Here is a 17,860-nt window from a genome sequence, read left to right as displayed (position 1 = left end):
GTTTGACCGTTGGCGCGGTCCTTATTGGCGGGGCCGTTCTGGCTGCGCCCGAGGCGCCGGCCATCGCCGAGGAAGGCGAAATCGTCATTGCCCAGCCGGTTCTCCGGCAGCAGTTCGATCCAACTGCAGTCGTGGCGACGACGGACTTCCTTATTCAGGACATGCTCTTCGATGGCCTGATGAATCTGACCGAGGATGGCATCACACCGGCGCTCGCCGAGAGCTGGACGATTTCCAACGAAGGCAAGCATGTGGACTTCAAGCTCCGCGAGGGCGTGACGTTCCACAACGGGGATCCTTTTACGGCCGAGGACGTGAAGTTCACCTTCGAGAAACTCCTCTCGCCGGATAGCACGCATTCCTACCGGAAGCCCTTCCAGGCTGCCCTGGAAGGGGTCGAGGTTCTGGGCCCGCACGAGGCCCGCTTCGTGCTCAAGGCGCCCTGGCCGGGTCTGTTCACCGGCTCCCGCAACGCGCTGATTTCGATCGCGCCCAAGAACTACTACGAGAAGGTGGGCGCGGAAGGCTTCCAGAAGGCCCCCGTCGGCACCGGCCCATTCAAGCTCGCGGAACTGAAGGCCGGCGAATGGACCGAGTTCACGGCCAACAAGGACTACTGGAATGGCGCTCCCGACGTGCAGAAGGTTCGCAAGGTGTTGGTGAAGGAGCCATTCACTCGCTACGCCATGCTGACCAAGGGCGAGGCGGACGTGGTCATGGGCATTACCGGTCCGCTGCTCGAACGGATCCGCGGCAACAGCGATGTCCGGATCGTGTCCGCGAAATACAGCGGGACCTCGGCACTCTACTTCAACAAGACGACGTTCCCGGAATCCCAGGATCCGAAGGTTCGACTCGCCATTGGCCACGCACTCAATCGCCAGGAGATTTCAGAGACCGTTCTGGGTGGCGTTTGCGAACCGGCCACCAGCATCGCGACGCCGGGCACGTTCGGATATCTGGATGGGCTCGAACAGATCCCCTACGATCCGGACAAGGCCAAGGCTCTGCTGAAGGAAGCGGGCATCGAACCCGGGTTCGAGGTCACGTATGTATTGCACACCGAATCTTTCGGCTCCTTGCCCAATGCGCCGCAAGCGCTGGAGGCCATTGCCGGCAATCTTGAAGCTGTCGGCTTCAAGGTTGATCGCAAGCCGATGGAGACCGGCTCGTTCCTGCAGACCTATCGTGGCGGCAAGCAGCCCGACATCTTCTACGGTCCGTCGTCAATTCCCGACGATGCATCGCTCACAATGGACGGCTGGTTCCTTCCGAGTTCGGTATGGTCCTCGGGCAACGTCGATGTTCCGGAATATGTGGACATCTACAATCGGCAACTCGTGGAAACAGATCTCGCGAAGCGCGAGGCCATCATTCAGGAGTTCCTGAAACTCGAGGACGAACACCATCGTGCGGTGCCGCTTTTCTGGTGCGGGACGCCGTTCGCGGTCGGTCCGCGGATCAAGAACTGGGAACTCGGCCTGGGCAGCGGCTACCACATGAATCTCAACAATCTGCAGTTGAACGACTGACGGTCAACGAGGAAGAGGGGGGAGAAGCGGGGCATGTCCAGCCGTTTCGTAGCTCAGAGGCTGGTGCAGACCCTGCTTACCATCCTTCTGCTAAGCGTTATCGTCTTCGCGCTCGCGCGGATCTCCGGGGATCCGGTGGCGATCATGGCGCCACCGGAGGCCTCCGAGGTGGAGCTCGACCTGCTGCGGGCCAAGCTCGGCCTCGATCAGCCGATCCTCGTGCAATACTGGCGCTTCGTCAGCAATGCGGCCCAAGGCGATTTCGGCACATCGATCAAATGGAACAGCTCGGCCGCGGAAATTATCATTGACCGCTTTCCGGCCACCATACTGCTGTCGGTCACGTCGATGATATTCGGCCTGCTGCTCGCCTTGCCTGTCGGGATACTCTCCGCCGTCAAGCGGGACACCTGGTTCGACAATGTCGGGAAGGTCGTGGCCCTGACAGGGCAGAGCATGCCGACCTTCTGGTTCGGTATCCTGCTGATTCTCGTCTTTTCTCTCTACGTGCCGATCTTCCCGACGTCGGGGTACGGCTCCGCCGCACACTTGGTGCTGCCAAGCATAACGCTCGGCGGGTTTGTGGCGGCTTCAATCATGCGAGTGACGCGATCCTCCATGCTTGATGCGCTCGAAGCCGACTATGTACGGACGGCAAGAAGCAAGGGTGTTTCGGAATGGCGGGTTGTCATGGTGCATGCACTCAAGAACGGCGCCATACCGATCCTGACAATTACGGCACTGCAGGCCGCGACGATCCTGCGCGGCGCAGTGGTGACCGAATCCGTCTTCGCCTGGCCAGGCGTTGGCAAGATCGCGGTCGATGCCGTCTACGCCCGAGACTTTCCGCTCGTGCAGGCGGCCGTCTTGTTCATGGGTGTGGTGTTCCTGATCATGAACCTTCTGGTCGACTTTCTCTACGTCCTGCTCGACCCCCGAATCAGTTATCTGAAGAAATGAGCATGACGACGACCACACGTCCGCCACTCGTCAGTCGCCTGATTGGCCTGCGGCGCGCTCGACTGTCGGTGCGCACGCTCCTGCCCGGTGGTTTCCTCATTCTGATCCTGCTGTCGGCGATCTTCGCAGATGTGCTGGCGCCATTCGACCCCAACGCCCACAACCTCAGTGTATTTCTGTCTGAACCGGGTGGCGAATATCTCATGGGCACGGATGCCCTCGGTCGCGACGTGTTCAGCCGGTTGATGCACGGCGGGCGAGTGTCTCTGCTGGTGGGAATCAGCTCCGTCGGTGTGGCGCTCGTGATCGGCGTCTTCATGGGCATCATGTCTGCCATGATCGGCGGCTGGTTCGGCGAGGCGGTGATGCGCCTGACAGACCTGTTTCTCTCGCTACCCGCCGTTCTGATCGCCCTGGCTGTGGCGGCCACGGTCGGCCCGAGCCTGCCGAACGTGATCCTGATTATCGGTCTGATCTATTGGGCCCAGTTCGCACGAATGGTCCGTGGTGAGGCCCTGTCGCTCAGGGAACTGGACTACGTCCAGGCGGCCTATGCCGTAGGATGCAGCCCGATCCGGCTGCTTTGGCTGCACGTGCTGCCAAACTTGGTAAACACGATCATCGTGATGGCGACGCTTCAGATCGCCGCCGCGATCCTGCTGGAGTCGACGCTCTCGTTTCTCGGCGTCGGCGTGCCGCCGCCGACGCCGACTTGGGGCACCATGGTCGCTGAAGGCCGTCCCTACGTCGAACTCGGTTGGTGGACGGTCACCTTCCCCGGCTTTGCGATCATGATCACAGTGCTTTCCATCAACCTGCTGGGCGACGTCCTTCGGGACCGGCTGGATCCCAAGTTCAATCGAAGCCGCTGATCGCGCGGGCGCCTCTGCCGGAGGACTGCATATCATGGAAAGCGCTTTTCGCTGGCGGGACATGACCTTTCCCCAGGCGTTGGCCTGGGCTGCCGGTCATCATGGCGACAGGACCGCGATCGTCACGGTCGACGGAAGCCTGAGCTACAGAGAGTTGTTCGCACGCGTCGAAGCCTTCGCGCTCGGGCTGGACGAGATCGGCGTCTGCCATGGCGACCAGGTTGCGCTCTGGATGACCGACAGCCTGGAGTGGATGGTAGCGCGTTGGGCCGTGCCCAGCCTTGGCGCTGTGCTGGTACCGGTGAACACGCGATTGCGGGGAGAGGAACTGCGCTACATCCTGGACCAGTCGGACGCATCGACGCTGATCATGGACGCCTGCCACAGCGGCCACGACTATCTAGCCACCCTCTCCCACATCGTGCCCGACTACGCCGTTCAGAATCCCGGCGACTGGCGGACCGCCGGGCTGCCCAAGTTGAAGCGCTCGATCATAGCGCGGGACGGCGGTGAAAGGGGCGCGATGTACAGCTTCGACGCGATTCTGGCCCACGGCGCCGCGCGTCGAGGCGACGGGGCGCCCTTCCGGAATCTGAGCGCCGCCGTCGCGCCCGGCGACGTCGCGCAGCTTCTTTACACCTCCGGCACGACGTCGCTGCCGAAGGGAGCGATGGTGCGTCACGGGCCCCTCCTTGAAAACAACTACCATTCCGCCTCACGGACGGCCATGACGCCGAACGACGCCTATCTTCTGACCGTGCCGTCATTCAGCGCGTCCGGTGTGGCCGCATGCTGCCAGTGCCTGACGCACGGTGCGAAGCTGGTGCTCATGGATCGCTTCAGCGCGGAGGGTTTCTGCCATCTCGTCCAACGCGAACGGGTCACGACCGCCTTCTTCGCCGACCCGATCGTTTATGATCTCCGCAATTTTCCAAAGCTGGCCTCATTCGACCTGTCGTCGCTGCGGACCGGTTCGGGTGCCCCCCTGTCAGATGTTTCGGTCCAGTACCTGGTCGACGATCTGGGCGTCCGGGAACTTACGCTGATCTACGGAATGTCGGAGACGTCCAACGTCATCTCCCGCGGCCGCAGTGCAGATCCGCGGGAAGTGCGGCTGCGTTCAAACGGGCCGCCGCAGCCGGATGTGGAGATAACGATTGTCGACCCCGAGACCGAGGCCGTTCTCGACCCCGGAGAAGTCGGCGAGATCAGGATCTCCGGCTACACGGTGATGCCCGGCTATTACAACAAGCCGGCGGAGACGTCGGCGACCTTCGACAAAGCCGGGCGCCTGAAAAGCGGCGATCTGGGTATGATCAACGCGCATGGCGAGTTGGTCTACGTTGGCCGCGTGAAGGAAATGTTGAAGGTCGGCGGGTTCAATATCGCACCGGCGGAAATCGAGGCCTTTCTCGAGACCTGTCCCGGCGTTTCGCGGGCGGCGGTCGTGGGCGTGCCGGATGCCCGTCTGGTCGAGGTTCCGTTCGCCTTCATCGATATATCCGACCGAGCCGATGCCGACGCGCTCCGTATCCATGCTCTCTGCCGCGCGGGCATGGCCTCGTACAAGGTGCCGCGCTTCATTGTATTCGACGGAGACTGGCCGCTGACCGGCACTCAGAAGGTCCAGAAATCCAAACTTCTCGAACGGGCGGTGACGCTGATCGAAGCCGGGTCAGTCAAAGCACTGGCCTGAGGCAGCTGCTGCATACTTCGGGTTTGCATCCGCGGGAAATTGGCACATAATGTATCAATATTGGATCGTGCAAATTGAATCGACATTGATTCAATTTCGGGTCGGACGGGGAGGTGTCAGTGGCACGAGAGCGAATTGATCCGAAAGCCACCCATGCACACAGGCTGGCGGAGCACATGGCTACGACTTCGCTACGCCATCTTCCGCGCGACGCTGTCGATGCCGCGAAACGTGTGGCCTTGGATACCCTGGCGGTAGCTTGGGCAGCTTCGGACTCGCCGGGTTCGGCAGAACTGAGGGAGCTTGCAGCCCGGGAAGGCGGGGCCTCCGATGCCACCCTGCTCGCGTTCGGCGACCGAGTGCCAGCCGGCATGGCCGCGCTGGTCAACGGCACACTCGCGGGCGCTCTGGATTACGACTGCCTTCACGAACCGTCGGTCATGCATTGCGACATCGCTATCCTGCCTGCCGTTCTCGCGGTTGCCGAGCGCGAACAGAGCAGCGGCGAAGGATTTCTCGAGGCCCTGGTGCTTGGCAACGACCTCGCCTGCCGCCTCGGGCTGACGACATGTGAGAACGGCGGGTGGTTCTATTCCTCGCTGTATGGCGGCATCTCAGCTGCCGCTGCGGCCGGCAAGCTCCTGGGGTTGGACGCCGATGGCATACGCAATGCCATGGGCATTGCCCTGAGCAGCACGGGCGGCAGTCGGCAAACCAACCTGGAGCGCCGCTTCACCAAACGCATGCAGACGGCGTTCGCCGCCCAGAGCGGCGTTCAGTCGGCCCTGTTGGCCGCCGCCGGCGTCACGGGTCCGGCGGCCATATTCGAGGGGGAATGCGGCATCTGGAATCTCTACGAGGCGGGCGACCCGGAACCACTCTTCGATGGTCTCGGAGAGCGGTACCTCAACGCCGAGATCAGACTCAAGAAGTACCCGAGCTGCGCCTGTAACCATGCGGCTGCCGAGGCCGCGTTGAGAATCGTGCGTTCGAACCGTCTCGGCCCCGGTGACATCGCGCGGGCGACGGCCACGATCACGCCCTACATGCAGCAGATCACCGGCGGCCCCTTCCGGCCCGGCGACACGCCCCAGGTCGATGCCCAGTTCAACATCTTTTATTCGATCGCATCCGTTCTGCAGCGGGGCCGGCTCGGCGTTGAGGACATCCTGCCGCCGGCGATGTTCGACCCAGACATCGGCGAGATGATCGGCCGTATCGAGGTCGTGGTCGATGATGAACTGGATACCTTGCTGGCGCCCGCCACCGTCGTCATCGAAACGACGGACGGTCGCGTGTTGCGCGAGCACGTCGCCCATCTTCCGGGTACGCCAGAGGCGCCGCTACCCGATATCGACCTGGAGGAGAAGTTCCGCGCCTGTACGGGCCGGGGCGTCGATCCGCTTGACGATGCCCGTGCGGGAGCCCTGCGTTCACGGCTGATGCATGTGGAAGAGGTCGACGACATGGGCCGCTTCTTCGCTGACATCGCCCGCGTCGCCGCCCGTGCCCGAGCCGCCTGAGCGCCGCGCTGTGGACTCCAGTCAATCCGGTGAATTCGATCCCACGGACAACTCGGCACGTGCCGTCCATGACGATTCCGATTCGCGAATCTGGCGCAATGCAGTCTTCGCGGACGCGATCGAGTGGGCCGCCGAGGTTCACGGCCAGCGGGAAGCGTTGGTCTGCGAAGGCCAGCGGATCACATATGACGAACTGGCCGAACGGGTCCGGGCTTTCGCACGCGGCCTTGTCGATCTGGGTGTCGAGCCGGGGGAGCATGTCTGTCTGTGGATGTCGGACCGCATCGAGTGGATGGTGGCCCGCTGGGCCGTCCCCTATGTCGGCGCCGTGCTCATCCCGCTCAACACGCGCTTTCGCGACGCCGATACCGGCTACATCCTGAAGCAATCCGACAGCGTCATGCTGATCGTCGAGGATGGTTTCGAGAACATCAGTTATTTCGCGATCCTGGCCCGGCTTGTACCCGACTGGCGCGATCAGTTGCCGGATCGCTGGTGCGTCTCCGAACTCCCCCGGCTGCGGAAAGTCGTCGGGCTGGGTGCCGACCTGCCGCCAGGCATGGTCCCGTTCGAAAAGGTGGAGGCCCTGGGACGAGAACAGCTTCCGAAAGACGACCTTCTGGAAAGCCGCCGTGAAAGCGTCCGTCCCGACGATATTGCCCAGCTTCTTTACACGTCGGGGACGACCTCCCTTCCCAAAGGGGCCATGGTTCGCCACGGAGCTCTGCTCCAGAACAACCGCAACACGGTCGACCGGCTGAGGCTCGGCCCGGACGACCGGTTTCTGGCGCCCGTACCACTCTTCACGGCCACAGGGACGGGTTACACTCTTTCGACCCTGTTCGCGGGCGGCGCCTTCGTAATCGGGCGGCGGTTCACGCCGGAGAGTTTCTGCCGGCTTCTGCAGGACGAGAAGATCACTTTCACCTTCTTCGTCGACACCATGGTTCGGGATCTCCAGGATTTCGACGCCTTGGGGAGCTATGACTACACGCATTTGCGGACCGGGGCGGGAGGGCCTCTCTCTCCCGCCGGTCTCAGATGGGTCGTTGAGGCCTTCGGCGCGGACGAGATGTGCAACGTCTACGGCATGTCGGAGACCTCCAACGCCATCGCCCGGTCGTGGTGGTACGAACCTCTCGACTTGCGCGCGGACACCAACGGGTTGCCTGTCGAGGGGGTATCCGTCCGTATCGTCGATGCTGAATCCGGCGTCGAGATGCCGACTGGCTCCATCGGCGAGATTCGCGTTTCCGGCTACACTGTCATGGCGGGTTACTACAATCGCCCCGAGGAAAATGCGGCTGCGTTCGATGAGGAAGGGTGGCTGAGGACCGGCGATCTCGGCGAGATGACGGACGACGGCCACCTCGTCTTCCGCGGCCGGCTGAAGGAAATGATCAAGCCCTCTGGCTTCAACGTCGCGACGCTGGAAATCGAGGACTTCGTCAACCGCTATCCCGGCGTCGGCGAAGCCTTCGTCGTCGGTGTGCCTGACCGCCGGCTTGGCGAAGCCGCCTTCGTTTTCGTGAAGCCGCGCCCGGGCCAGTCGGTCGACGCGGATGCCCTGATTGAGCACTGCCGTGAGCATATCGCCGGTTACAAGGTGCCCCGACATGTCCGGATCGTCGACGCGTTTCCGATGACAGGCAGTGGCAAGGTGCGGCGACTGGAACTGAAGGAAGAGGCCCGGCGTCTGGTGGAGCAGAAGGTCGCCGACACCTGAATTGCTGCCGGGGGTGGCGGCGGAGCTCATCTTGGGAGGAGAAGAAATGACATACTCGAAACCCGGCGAAAAAGTCGCCGGTGCGTTCATCGATCCGGTTGATGCGCTCAACGCTCCCGGCATTCGGGAATTGTCGGAGCTAGCCATGTCGACGTTCCGGGAGCGCGGTATCCGCTATGAGCCCGAATGCAGGATGCCCGAGGAGAACATCCGCGATCTCTTTGAACGCGGATATCTGCTGTCTACCGTATCGAAGGAACTTGGTGGCAAGGGGAGTAATCTCGATACCGACGATCCGGCGACCTATCTCCAGGCTATCCGGGTGACTGCGAGGGGCTGCGGCTCCACTGCCCACTGCCTGCAGGTCAACAATCACAACAACTGGATGCTGGAACAGATCGGCACGCCGGACCAGCACGAGCGCTACATCAAGCCGCAGACCGAACGTCCGGTGCTCGTTACCGGCATTGGCAGCGAGCCAAATCGCCGCCACATGTACATCATGACGACAAAGGCCCGACCGCTGGACGGTGGCGGCTATGTGGTCGACGGCGTCAAGAACTACGCGACCAATGCGCCGATGATGGTGGTGGCGATCGTCTTCACCTCGATCGACGGGATCGAGCACTGGGCGGACAATCACCTCATGACCCTGATTGAGCCCGGCCAGGACGGCGTCGAAATCGACGATGACTGGTACCGCCCGATGGGCATGCGTGCCGCTGTGAGTTCGCTGGTGACGCTGAAGGACGTCAAGGTGCCGAAGGAAAACGTTCTCGGCAGCGCCGGCGACTACCCGCGCCAGCGTTGGCAGGGCAAGTTCCATCTCGGCTTTTCAGCCAACTATCTGGGCGTGGCCGAAGGCGTCTACGAGTGGTTCCGCGGCTACATCACCAAGAAGGGCAAGGGCAAGGACCCCATCGTCCTGCTGCGCGCCGGCGAAATGAAGATCGCCCTGCAGAACGCCGAGTCGCTGTTCCATGACGCGATCCGCGCCTGGAAGACGAAGTCCGTGGTCGAGGCGGAACTGCTCGCGATGGCGGCAAAGTTCACGACCGCGCGCGTGGCGCTCGACGTCTGCGAGAAGGTAACGATGGCCTCAGGCTCGACCGCCCTGTTCGAGGAATTCCCTTTGGGTCGGGCGATCGCCAACGTGCAGACGCATATCCAGCACGCCGGCCATGACCGGACGGCGCAGATTATCGGTCAGGCCGAACTCGGCGAAGAGTTCGACTCGACAATGCAGAGGTAGCCGTGGCGGATCGCACTGGAGGGCTCCCCCTGGAACGCGGACTGGAAGGCAAAATAGCCTGGGTTGTTGGCGCCACCGGGACGCTTGGCGCGCGGATGGCGCTCGATCTGGCCGCGGCCGGCGCGACGGTTTTTTGTTCGGGGCGAAGCGAGGCGAAAATCGCCAGTACTCTCGAAGGCATCGACGGTCCAGGTGGCGTGCATGGCCTCGCCGTCGATGTCACCGACCGGAAAAGCGTCGACCGGGCCGCGTCTTATATCGGTGACGCGGCCGGCGGACTCGACATCCTGGTGAACACCACGACCGTGCCGACCTTTGGCGATTTCCTGTTGCTTTCCGATGACGACTGGGAAGAGGTCCTGCAGACCAAGTATCTGGGATATGTCCGCGCGATTCGTGCCGCGGTGCCGCTCATGCGGTCGCGTGGCGGCGGACGCATCGTTTGCGTCACCGGAAAGGGCGGCCGTATACCCCGTGACGTTCACCTGCCGGGCTCCAGCGTCAATGCTGCGGTCAATCTCCTTGTCCGCGGTCTGGCAGGCGTCTATGGCCGAGAGGGGATCAGGGTGCTCGCGGTTTCGCCCGGCGTCATCCAGTCGCCTCGGCTGGCGGCGGTCCAGGCCGCTTCGTCGGACGGCGACGACGCCGCGGCGGCAGAGAGAATCCGTAGCTCCAACGCTCTCGGGCGGCTTGGCACGGCGGCGGAGGTCTCGGCTGCTGTTCTTTTTGCGGTCTCTGACGCGGCGGGTTTCGTCAATGGCGGAGTGATCGAGGTGGATGGCGGTTAGTGGTCTGCGAGGCGGGCGGCCTCGCGCCCGGCAATACGGCCGCCAACCACGCATTCGGCCAGGTTGCCCCCGGCCAGGTAGATATGGCCAAAAACGCTGCCGAGTTCGCCCGCTGCATAAAGCCCCAGGATCGGTTCGCCGAACGGATTCAGCACGCGCTGGCGGCTGTCGTGGACGGGCCCGCCCTGGGTGTTGATCACCATTGGCCAGACCTCGGCGGCGAGAAACGGCGGCGTGACGATCGGTACCATTGTATCGTCGCGGCGACCAAAGGCGTCATCTTCGCCCCGAGCGCAAGCGTCGTTCCAGGCCGCCACCGTCCTTTCGAGCGCCGCCGCCGGGACACCGATCCGTTCGGCCAGGGCGGCGATCGTCGACGCCTGTTTCAAGATACCGAGCTCTATTTCGGCGCTGTTGTCACCGCTCCAGCGATAGCGGTGGTCGAGGTCGTTGGCCACCGCGCGGCCGATGGGGATGCGCTTCCGGCCCGGTTCGTCGAGCAATGCAAAAGCCGGCAGTCTGGGGTAGCGCTGCTTCACTGGGTCGAAGGTATCGAATGGCCGGACGCCTGTGTCGCTCATGTAAGGCGGATACTCGTCCATGAATCGTCGGCCGTCCTGATCGACGAGTATCCAAGGAATCTCGACCACTGCCCGTTGTTGGGAGGGTTGGCCTTCCGCGTCGGTGACGCCCAGGTTCGAGACCGCGTCGTCTCGGCCCGGCGTCCACATCGGCAGTGCCTTCATGAAGAAGCCCAGGCGGTATTCAGGGTCCGGATGCCGCATGCCGTAGGGACCGTGATAATGCCACATGTGCCAGAGGTCGGCGCCGACCTCCTGCGCCATCAGGATGCCGTCGCCCGTGTTGCCCAGAAACGAGCCGGGCACGACCGGACCCGTCTCGAAATACTGGGCCTGCATCGCCGGGTTGTTCTCGAAGCCGCCGCAGGCAAGGACGACGCCTCCGCGGGCGCGAATGCGCACTGTCTCGCCACCTCTTTCGGCAACCAGGCCGAGGACGCGGCCCGAACCGTCGCGGATCAGCCGCCGCGCGGCCGTGCCGAAGCGGGTGGCGATGCGGCGCGAGGCCATGTTCGTTTCCAGAATGGCCAGCAGCTTTGCGCCGTCACGGGGGCCCTCGACGGCGTGCCACGCCGTCGCCCCGGTAAGTGACGGCACTTCGTCAACCTGACAGAATCCGAGGGTTTCGTAGCCGGGAAAGGGGTAGTTACCGACCGCGGAGATCCGTTTCACCGTCGCGCCGCAGGCTGCCGCAAGTCCGTCCAGATAGTCTGGCAGCCCGAGCATGCCATCGGCCAGAACGCGAAGAACGTCGTCTGGCGTTTTCCCGCCACAGGTCGATTGCAGATAGGTGAACGCGGCATCCGCGTCGGTCGTATATCGAAGTCCTCCGGCCGAAACCGCCGAGAGTCCGCCCGGGAACGGCATCTTCTCGAGAACCTCGACGGTGGCGCCAGCATCTGCAGCTTCAATCGCCGCAATGGCGCCAGCGGCGCCAAAGCCAACGACCGCGACATCGACCGTTCGTGTCCAGGCGCTATCGTCTTGGTCGACTTCCATGATCATTCGTGCCGATCTCGTGGTTCCCCCGGAGCGTTCAGGGATCGATGCGGTGCTTGAAGCCGGTCCGGCGGTCGGCCTTCGCCCGTTCGATCATTCCCGCGATCACGTCCCTGGTCTCAGCGGGGTGAATGATGTCGTCGATCAGATGCATTTCCGCGGCCCGGTAACCGAGAGCGTCTTTCTTTGCCTTTTCGATCAGCTCGGAACGATGGGCGTCGGGGTCCTCGGCCTGGGCGATGGCACGGGCATGAACCAGTTCAACGCCAGCCAGAGGCCCCATCGGATCAAAATGTGCTGTCGGCCAGCCGACGATGACATCCGGGTTTACGGGCCGTCCACCCAAGGCCAGATAGGCGAGGCCAATGCCTTTGCGGACCACGATTGTCGCCCGGGGGACCGTCGCGCCGATCATGGAGTTCAGAAGACGCGAGGCATGGCTGACCATGCGTTTGCTTTCGATCTCGGGGCCCACCATGAATCCTGGGCAATCGATGAAGAAAACCATGGGGATATGGAAGGCGTCGCAGAGATCCACGAACTTTCTGACCTTTATCGCGGCCTTGTCGTCGATCGTGCCGGCCAGGAATATCGGATTGTTGGCGACGAACCCAACCGACTCGCCATTCACGCGGCCCCAGGCTGTGACGAGACTGCGGCCGTAATCGGCCCGATAGGGAAAGATGCGGCCTCCATCGGTGACGAGCCGAACCAACTCGCGACCGTCATAGGCCTTGCGGCCGTCTTCGCTGACCAACTCCGTGATACGGGTCCGGCCCTGTTCGGAATCAATGGGCGCCGGTTCCGGTTCAGCGGGCGGTGGCAGTTCCCCGGAATTGGACGGGAAGAAGGACAGGAAATCCCTTATGGACTGAAGTGCTTCTCTTTCGTCTTCGGCCAGATGATCGGCCTGGCCAGTTTCGGAGGCGCTCTTTGTCGCTCCGCCCAGTTCTTCCATGGTGACTTCGCGGCCCAGACCGACGCGGACCAGCGGTGGTCCTGACATGCCGATATGTCCCATTCCGCGGACAATACTGACGAAATCCGACTGCATTGCCGTGAATGAGGGACCGCCGAAGCATGCGCCCATGAACACGGCGCACTGTGGCACCCGGCCGGACATGTTGTAGTGCTCGAGGAACCGGTAACCGACATCGGCAGCCAGGGCGCCGCTCATTTCCTGGAAACGCCCGGCGCCAGCCTCCATCAGCGTGATGTACGGCGCGCCGTGTTTGACCGCGAGTTCGCGGATGCGCTTGCTCTTCTTTTCCGCGACCCGGCCGCGGGTTCCCGCCTGGATCGTCTTGTCCTCTGAAGTGACGTAGACTGTTCGGCCATCGATTTTGCCGTATCCCGCGACGAGGCCGTCGGCCGGCGTGCGCGAGTGGAGCTCCGGAGTCTGGCTGCGGTTGAGGACGCCAATTTCCACGAACGTTCCCGGATCGAGCAGGATGTCGAGCCGCTCGCGAGCATTCAATTTTCCGGCGGCCTCATGTGCTTTGAGCTTCTCGGGCCCGCCCATGGCCTTACCCTCACGCCGGCGGGCTTCCAGTTCATCCAGCAACGATTTGTCCATCGGGTTCCCGTTTACTCCTTACGATCCGTCCGCACGCAAGATTCCGGTCAGCTTGGCTATCCGGGGAAGGGCCCTGCAACTCGGGGACGGTCTCACTTGTTGTTACGCCAAGTCTGGCTTGATTGTGCACAATGATGCAAGCAATAATGATACAAATTGTACCTACGACATTTATCCTGCAGGGACTGGCCGGGGTAGCCGTGTTGCATGCTGCCAGGCGCAAGACTGTGGTTATCGGGGAGGAAACGACGATGATCGAGTATTCGGTGGAGCAACTGGCGGAGTTGAGAAACGCGGAGGCGACTCGTGACTGGGCCCTGCTCGACGTGCGGGAGCGCGGCGAATCCGACGCATGCCACATCTTCGGAGCCACCTCGCTACCCCGTCGGCAGTTGGAGTACCGGATCGGTGATCTGGTCCCGGCCCGCGATACGACGATCATCGTCTACGATGACGGCGACGGACGTGCCCGTCTCGCCGCCGAGACGCTGTCGCGGCTGGGCTATGCCCGGGCCGGCTTTCTGACGGGTGGATTGCCCGTTTGGCGTGCTGCGGGACAGCCCGTCATTTCCGGCTCGAACGTGCCGTCGAAGGCGTTCGGCGAACGGGTTCACACGCAGGAGCATCCGCCGGCCCTGACCGCCGCCGATATCCGGCGGCGCATGGAGGACGGCGAGGACCTGATCATCTGCGACGTGCGAACGCCGGAGGAGTACCGGGAAGGCCATATTCCGAGTGGCGTCGAGGCGCCCTCCTTCGATCTGATCCTCAATGCCTTCGACCTCGGCCGAAAACACGAGACCGTCGTCGTCAATTGTGCCGGGCGCACGCGAAGCATCATCGCAGCGCGTACGCTCCACCTGCTCGGCGTCGAGAATGTCTATGCGATGGAGAACGGCACGTCCGGCTGGCTGCTGGAAGACCTGTCGCTGGAGAGCGACAGACATCGCAGCCTGGAAGAACCGAGCGAGGAGTCGCTGCACCATGCCCGCGACGCGGCCGAGCGCCTGGCCGGCGAGGCGGGTGTCGAAGTCTTGTCGACCGATGACCTGGCCAGCCGATTGCGAAAGCGGGGGACGTCCAACGTGTACGCCTTCGATGTCCGCAGCCTGGCTACCTACATGGAGGGGCATATCCCGGGCACTTCGGCGCTACCCGGCGGCCAGGCCATCCAGCGCGCGGACGACTTCTTCGCGGTCCCGTCGGGTGAGATCCTGCTGGTGGATGACGGAGATGCACGGGCAGCCATGACGGGCTACTGGCTGCGGCGGATGGGCTATCTCAACGTGGCCCGGCTTGCCGGTGGTGTACCCGCATGGCGCGGGGAAGGGCGGGCGCTCGAGACCGGCCGACCGAGACCGGAACCGCTGGGCCTGGTGGAGGCCCGGCAGGCCGCGCGGTTCGTCGATCCCGTCGATGCCCGGACTGCGCTCAAGGGTGAGGCGGCTCCCGTGGTCATCGATGTCGGGCCGAGCCGTCAGTACGCCGGCGGGCATCTTCCCGGCGCGCGCTGGTTGCCACGGGGTTGGCTGGAACTGAAGGTCGGCGAGATCGCCGCGCCCGACCGGTCGCTGCTGGTGACGGCGCGCGATGAAGGCCAGGCCGCCTATGCGGCGGCCACACTCGCGGCCGAGGGCTATCGCGACGTCGCCGTGCTGCGCGGTGGAACGCGCGCCTGGGAGAAGGCCGGAGGCGCGATCGAAAAAGGCGAGCCGGGCGAAACCTATGGCGGCGACGACTACGTGTTGCCGCCCTACAAGCAGGGCAAGGAAGGCATGCTCCGTTACCTAAAATGGGAGGTGGAACTTGTCGAGGGATCGGGGCCGGCTGTCGACGGCCGTCTCTGAGTTGCCCTTGACGACCGGTCAGGAACTTCCTGCTCGTCTCGGTTCGGAAGCCGAGCGTGTCGGAACATCCTGCGGCGACGGCGAAATGGTCTGGCGGATATGGGGAAAGGGTCGACCGATCGTGCTGCTGCATGGCGGCCATGGATCTTGGGAACACTGGATCCGCAACATCGGGCCTCTTTCGAAACATGGCAAGGTCATCGCTGGAGACCTTCCCGGACTGGGCGATTCCGATCCCCTCTCGCCGCCGGTAGACGCCCCGCGCCTGGCGGAGATTGTCGTGTCCGGCATCAGAAAACTGGCGCCTGAAGGCGACCTTGTTCTCGGCGGATTCTCGCTCGGTTCGGTAATCACGGCGCATGCCGCGGCGGCGCTGGGGACATATGTCCGACAGGTATTCCTGCTGGGACCAGCGGGCCTGGGAGCAGGCTGGGCCGACAATAGCGAAGGGATGCTGCGCCGCCCCTACAGGGCCTCCGTTGCTGAACAGCGCGCAGTCGTTCGCCACAACCTCGGGGTCAGCATGATCGGCGTTCCCTCACAGGTCGATGAATTGGCCGTCGATATCCAGTTCCGTCTGACGTCCCGCCGCCGGCGGCTGATCGGCATGCCGATTTCCGACTCGTCGGCGACCCTGGACGTCATGCCGGATATCGCGTCCAGGGCCCACGTGATCGCTGGCGACCGCGACCGCTATCTGCAGCCTAACGTCGCCGCCTGCCTGGGCCGCCTCAACCGGGAGTTCCCGGCCATGCGAACGACGATCGTCAAAGGCGCGGGCCACTGGGTGGCTTATGACGCCGCCGACCGGGTCAACGATCTCTTTGTGGGCAGCCTCGGCGTGCATTGAAGCGCGCCATGGACCAATCAGACAACCGCCATCCAGGCCTTTGGTTCCTGGTGCAAGAGCCGCGAAAGGATCTCGAGACCGTGCCGCAGCGTATCTTGGCCCGGCGCGCCGTCGATAGAGATTCGTACGGCATTCAACGGAATTCCGCGGTCGACCAGAAAATTGTCGCCGTCGGTGACATTGACCCCCTCGCGCAGTGCGCTTGCCACGAATTCGTGGGCCTGCCAGTAGCTAGGCAATTGCAGCCAAGCGAAGAACGCTCCCGGACGGCTGCGGATGTCGTTGTGGCCCAGTATTTCCGCGACGATCGACTGCCGTTGCAGGGTCTCCTTGAAGTTCATGTCGATGATTCTGTCGGCCGAGCCCGACGAAAGCAGGACGGACATCACGTCCGAGACCAGGGGCGGCGCTCCGAGTGACAGCGTGTGGAGTACGCGCTCCAACCGATCCACCAACTGGCGCGGTGCCGCCATGTAGCCGAGCCGCAGCGCGGGGCTCATGCATTTGGAAACGCTGTTGATGTAGATGGTGTGATCCGGCGCAAGGGTGGCGATCGGCGGCGGCCGGTCCATCAGCATGCCGCCGGCGGTGTCATCTTCGATGAGCAGCAAGTCGTACTTCTTCGCCAGTTCGGCGATTTCGCGCCGCCGCTCCAGAGGCATGAGCGCCGTGGTCGGATTATGGAGTGTGGGCTGAACGACCACCGTGCTGCCGAGCCCCGCTCTACACGCTTGATCGAGCGCAGCCGGAACGAGCCCGTTCTCGTCGATCTCCAGGCCTTGCAGCTCAATTTCGTGGATTGCGCAGATCGCCCGCAACCCGGCGTAGCTGATCGCTTCCCCAAGGACGCGTTCGCCGCGCCGGATGAAGGTGTTGAGCGCAACGTTCAACGCCAACTGGGCACCGCCGCATATCAGTACCTGATCGCCGCCGACCTTTAGCCCGTATCGGCTCAGCCATTCGGCGCCGTCATTGCGATGCGAAATCAGCCCGGCGGCTGGCGGATACTTGTGCATCGGATGCGGGCCGCTCCGGTTCGCGGCCTGAACCGCAGCTTCGGCGATGATGGCGTTGATGCTGCTAACCGGCGCACGGAAACATGCGAGATCGATAGCTCTGCTTACCGTTCGCTCGCTGGAGAAATCGGTGTATGGCGCGTCCTGGCGCGTGCCGCGGACAAATGTACCCCGTCCGACCTCACCGCTGACCAGTTCCCGTTTACTCATCAGCGCATAGGCTCGGCTGATCGTGCCGACGGTCACGCCGAGTTCCTTGGCGAGATCGCGTTGCGGCGGCAACCTCGTCCCTGCGGGCAGGTCTCCGCGCTCGATGGCTTCCGCATAGGCGTTAGCCACCGCCAGATATGTTGGCCCCTTCTCCTGGGATATGTCAGGCATCCACATTCAGGAATCCTAGCATTGTACCTATTGGCATCCTCTTATTGACCCCAAAATTGCCTCTGATCATAGTAGCATTGTCTGGCCGCTATGGTCTCATCTATCCGAACTGACATTTCAGGGCAGCTTGCCAATGACCGCCGAATATCTCTGGTACGGGCGCCGCATGGGTCTACGCTGACAAGTTGGATAGGTGACGGATTGCAGCCGAATCATGAGGATAGGGTGTTTCTGAAGCATCTTTGCGGTCAATGCAATGGA

Annotated in this window: 13 protein-coding genes; 10 read left to right on the top strand and 3 right to left on the bottom strand. The window is 63.2% G+C overall.

The genetic code is table 11. The features are described 5' to 3' along the window. Positions 1 to 2: 2 nt before the first annotated feature. The 8 genes from TEF_14610 to TEF_14575 all read left to right on the top strand — a co-directional run bounded on the left by TEF_14610 (position 3) and on the right by TEF_14575 (position 10,349). Positions 3 to 1,532, top strand: a complete 1,530-nt coding sequence (locus tag TEF_14610) for a hypothetical protein (protein ANK81890.1) — start codon at positions 3 to 5, stop codon at positions 1,530 to 1,532. A 33-nt stretch (positions 1,533 to 1,565) separates the two neighbouring features. Beyond that, complete coding sequence (locus TEF_14605; protein ANK81889.1) at positions 1,566 to 2,492, top strand: ABC transporter permease; 927 nt, start codon at positions 1,566 to 1,568, stop codon at positions 2,490 to 2,492. A gap of 2 nt (positions 2,493 to 2,494) precedes the next feature. Continuing rightward, a complete protein-coding gene (locus TEF_14600) occupies positions 2,495 to 3,364 on the top strand; it encodes a hypothetical protein (protein ANK81888.1) in 870 nt (289 codons plus the stop codon). Positions 3,365 to 3,398: 34 nt separating this feature from the next. Further along, positions 3,399 to 5,060 (top strand): hypothetical protein, encoded by a 1,662-nt coding sequence (locus TEF_14595; protein ID ANK81887.1) that lies wholly within the window; start codon positions 3,399 to 3,401, stop codon positions 5,058 to 5,060. A gap of 371 nt (positions 5,061 to 5,431) precedes the next feature. After that, a complete protein-coding gene (locus tag TEF_14590) occupies positions 5,432 to 6,583 on the top strand; it encodes a hypothetical protein (protein ANK81886.1) in 1,152 nt (383 codons plus the stop codon). After that, positions 6,567 to 8,309 (top strand): hypothetical protein, encoded by a 1,743-nt coding sequence (locus TEF_14585; protein ANK81885.1) that lies wholly within the window; start codon positions 6,567 to 6,569, stop codon positions 8,307 to 8,309. The genes TEF_14590 and TEF_14585 overlap by 17 nt, the downstream gene beginning before the upstream one ends. 145 nt (positions 8,310 to 8,454) lie before the next feature. Next, the gene (locus TEF_14580; protein ANK81884.1) at positions 8,455 to 9,561 is read left to right on the top strand and encodes a hypothetical protein; all 1,107 of its coding nucleotides are present in this window, start codon (positions 8,455 to 8,457) and stop codon (positions 9,559 to 9,561) included. Positions 9,562 to 9,656: 95 nt separating this feature from the next. Continuing rightward, a complete protein-coding gene (locus TEF_14575; GenBank protein ID ANK81883.1) occupies positions 9,657 to 10,349 on the top strand; it encodes a hypothetical protein in 693 nt (230 codons plus the stop codon). Here TEF_14575 and TEF_14570 read toward each other — a convergent pair. Both TEF_14570 and TEF_14565 read right to left on the bottom strand, forming a co-directional pair. Next, positions 10,346 to 11,929: a fumarate reductase gene (locus tag TEF_14570; GenBank protein ID ANK83501.1), complete on the bottom strand. Its 1,584-nt coding sequence runs from the start codon at positions 11,927 to 11,929 to the stop codon at positions 10,346 to 10,348. The two genes, TEF_14575 and TEF_14570, sit on opposite strands and share 4 nt — an antisense overlap. A 37-nt stretch (positions 11,930 to 11,966) precedes the next feature. Continuing rightward, positions 11,967 to 13,505: a hypothetical protein gene (locus tag TEF_14565; GenBank protein ID ANK81882.1), complete on the bottom strand. Its 1,539-nt coding sequence runs from the start codon at positions 13,503 to 13,505 to the stop codon at positions 11,967 to 11,969. Positions 13,506 to 13,756: 251 nt separating this feature from the next. Here TEF_14565 and TEF_14560 point away from each other — a divergent pair, with 251 nt between their 5' ends. Next, positions 13,757 to 15,352, top strand: a complete 1,596-nt coding sequence (locus TEF_14560) for a hypothetical protein (protein ANK81881.1) — start codon at positions 13,757 to 13,759, stop codon at positions 15,350 to 15,352. A gap of 85 nt (positions 15,353 to 15,437) precedes the next feature. After that, positions 15,438 to 16,202 carry a hypothetical protein gene (locus TEF_14555; protein ANK81880.1) on the top strand — a complete coding sequence of 255 codons (765 nt, stop codon included), beginning with the start codon at positions 15,438 to 15,440 and terminating at the stop codon, positions 16,200 to 16,202. A gap of 17 nt (positions 16,203 to 16,219) precedes the next feature. On the opposite strand, the gene TEF_14550 is transcribed toward TEF_14555, so the two are convergent. Then, the gene (locus tag TEF_14550; GenBank protein ANK81879.1) at positions 16,220 to 17,605 is read right to left on the bottom strand and encodes a hypothetical protein; all 1,386 of its coding nucleotides are present in this window, start codon (positions 17,603 to 17,605) and stop codon (positions 16,220 to 16,222) included. Positions 17,606 to 17,860: the final 255 nt, after the last annotated feature.

This window comes from Rhizobiales bacterium NRL2 (assembly GCA_001664005.1).
Taxonomy (GTDB): domain Bacteria; phylum Pseudomonadota; class Alphaproteobacteria; order Minwuiales; family Minwuiaceae; genus Minwuia.
This window is presented reverse-complemented; position numbering and strand designations above follow the sequence as displayed.

Excerpts from the sequence above, each read along its gene's own strand:
- TEF_14605 (ANK81889.1), top strand. The coding sequence starts at position 1,566 with ATGTCCAGCCGTTTCGTAGCTCAGAGGCTGGTGCAGACCCTGCTTACC.
- TEF_14600 (ANK81888.1), top strand. The coding sequence starts at position 2,495 with ATGACGACGACCACACGTCCGCCACTCGTCAGTCGCCTGATTGGCCTG.
- TEF_14595 (ANK81887.1), top strand. The coding sequence starts at position 3,399 with ATGGAAAGCGCTTTTCGCTGGCGGGACATGACCTTTCCCCAGGCGTTG.
- TEF_14590 (ANK81886.1), top strand. The coding sequence starts at position 5,432 with ATGGCCGCGCTGGTCAACGGCACACTCGCGGGCGCTCTGGATTACGAC.
- TEF_14580 (ANK81884.1), top strand. The coding sequence starts at position 8,455 with ATGTCGACGTTCCGGGAGCGCGGTATCCGCTATGAGCCCGAATGCAGG.
- TEF_14575 (ANK81883.1), top strand. The coding sequence starts at position 9,657 with ATGGCGCTCGATCTGGCCGCGGCCGGCGCGACGGTTTTTTGTTCGGGG.
- TEF_14570 (ANK83501.1), bottom strand. The coding sequence starts at position 11,929 with ATGGAAGTCGACCAAGACGATAGCGCCTGGACACGAACGGTCGATGTC.
- TEF_14565 (ANK81882.1), bottom strand. The coding sequence starts at position 13,505 with ATGGACAAATCGTTGCTGGATGAACTGGAAGCCCGCCGGCGTGAGGGT.
- TEF_14560 (ANK81881.1), top strand. The coding sequence starts at position 13,757 with ATGATCGAGTATTCGGTGGAGCAACTGGCGGAGTTGAGAAACGCGGAG.
- TEF_14555 (ANK81880.1), top strand. The coding sequence starts at position 15,438 with ATGGTCTGGCGGATATGGGGAAAGGGTCGACCGATCGTGCTGCTGCAT.
- TEF_14550 (ANK81879.1), bottom strand. The coding sequence starts at position 17,605 with ATGTGGATGCCTGACATATCCCAGGAGAAGGGGCCAACATATCTGGCG.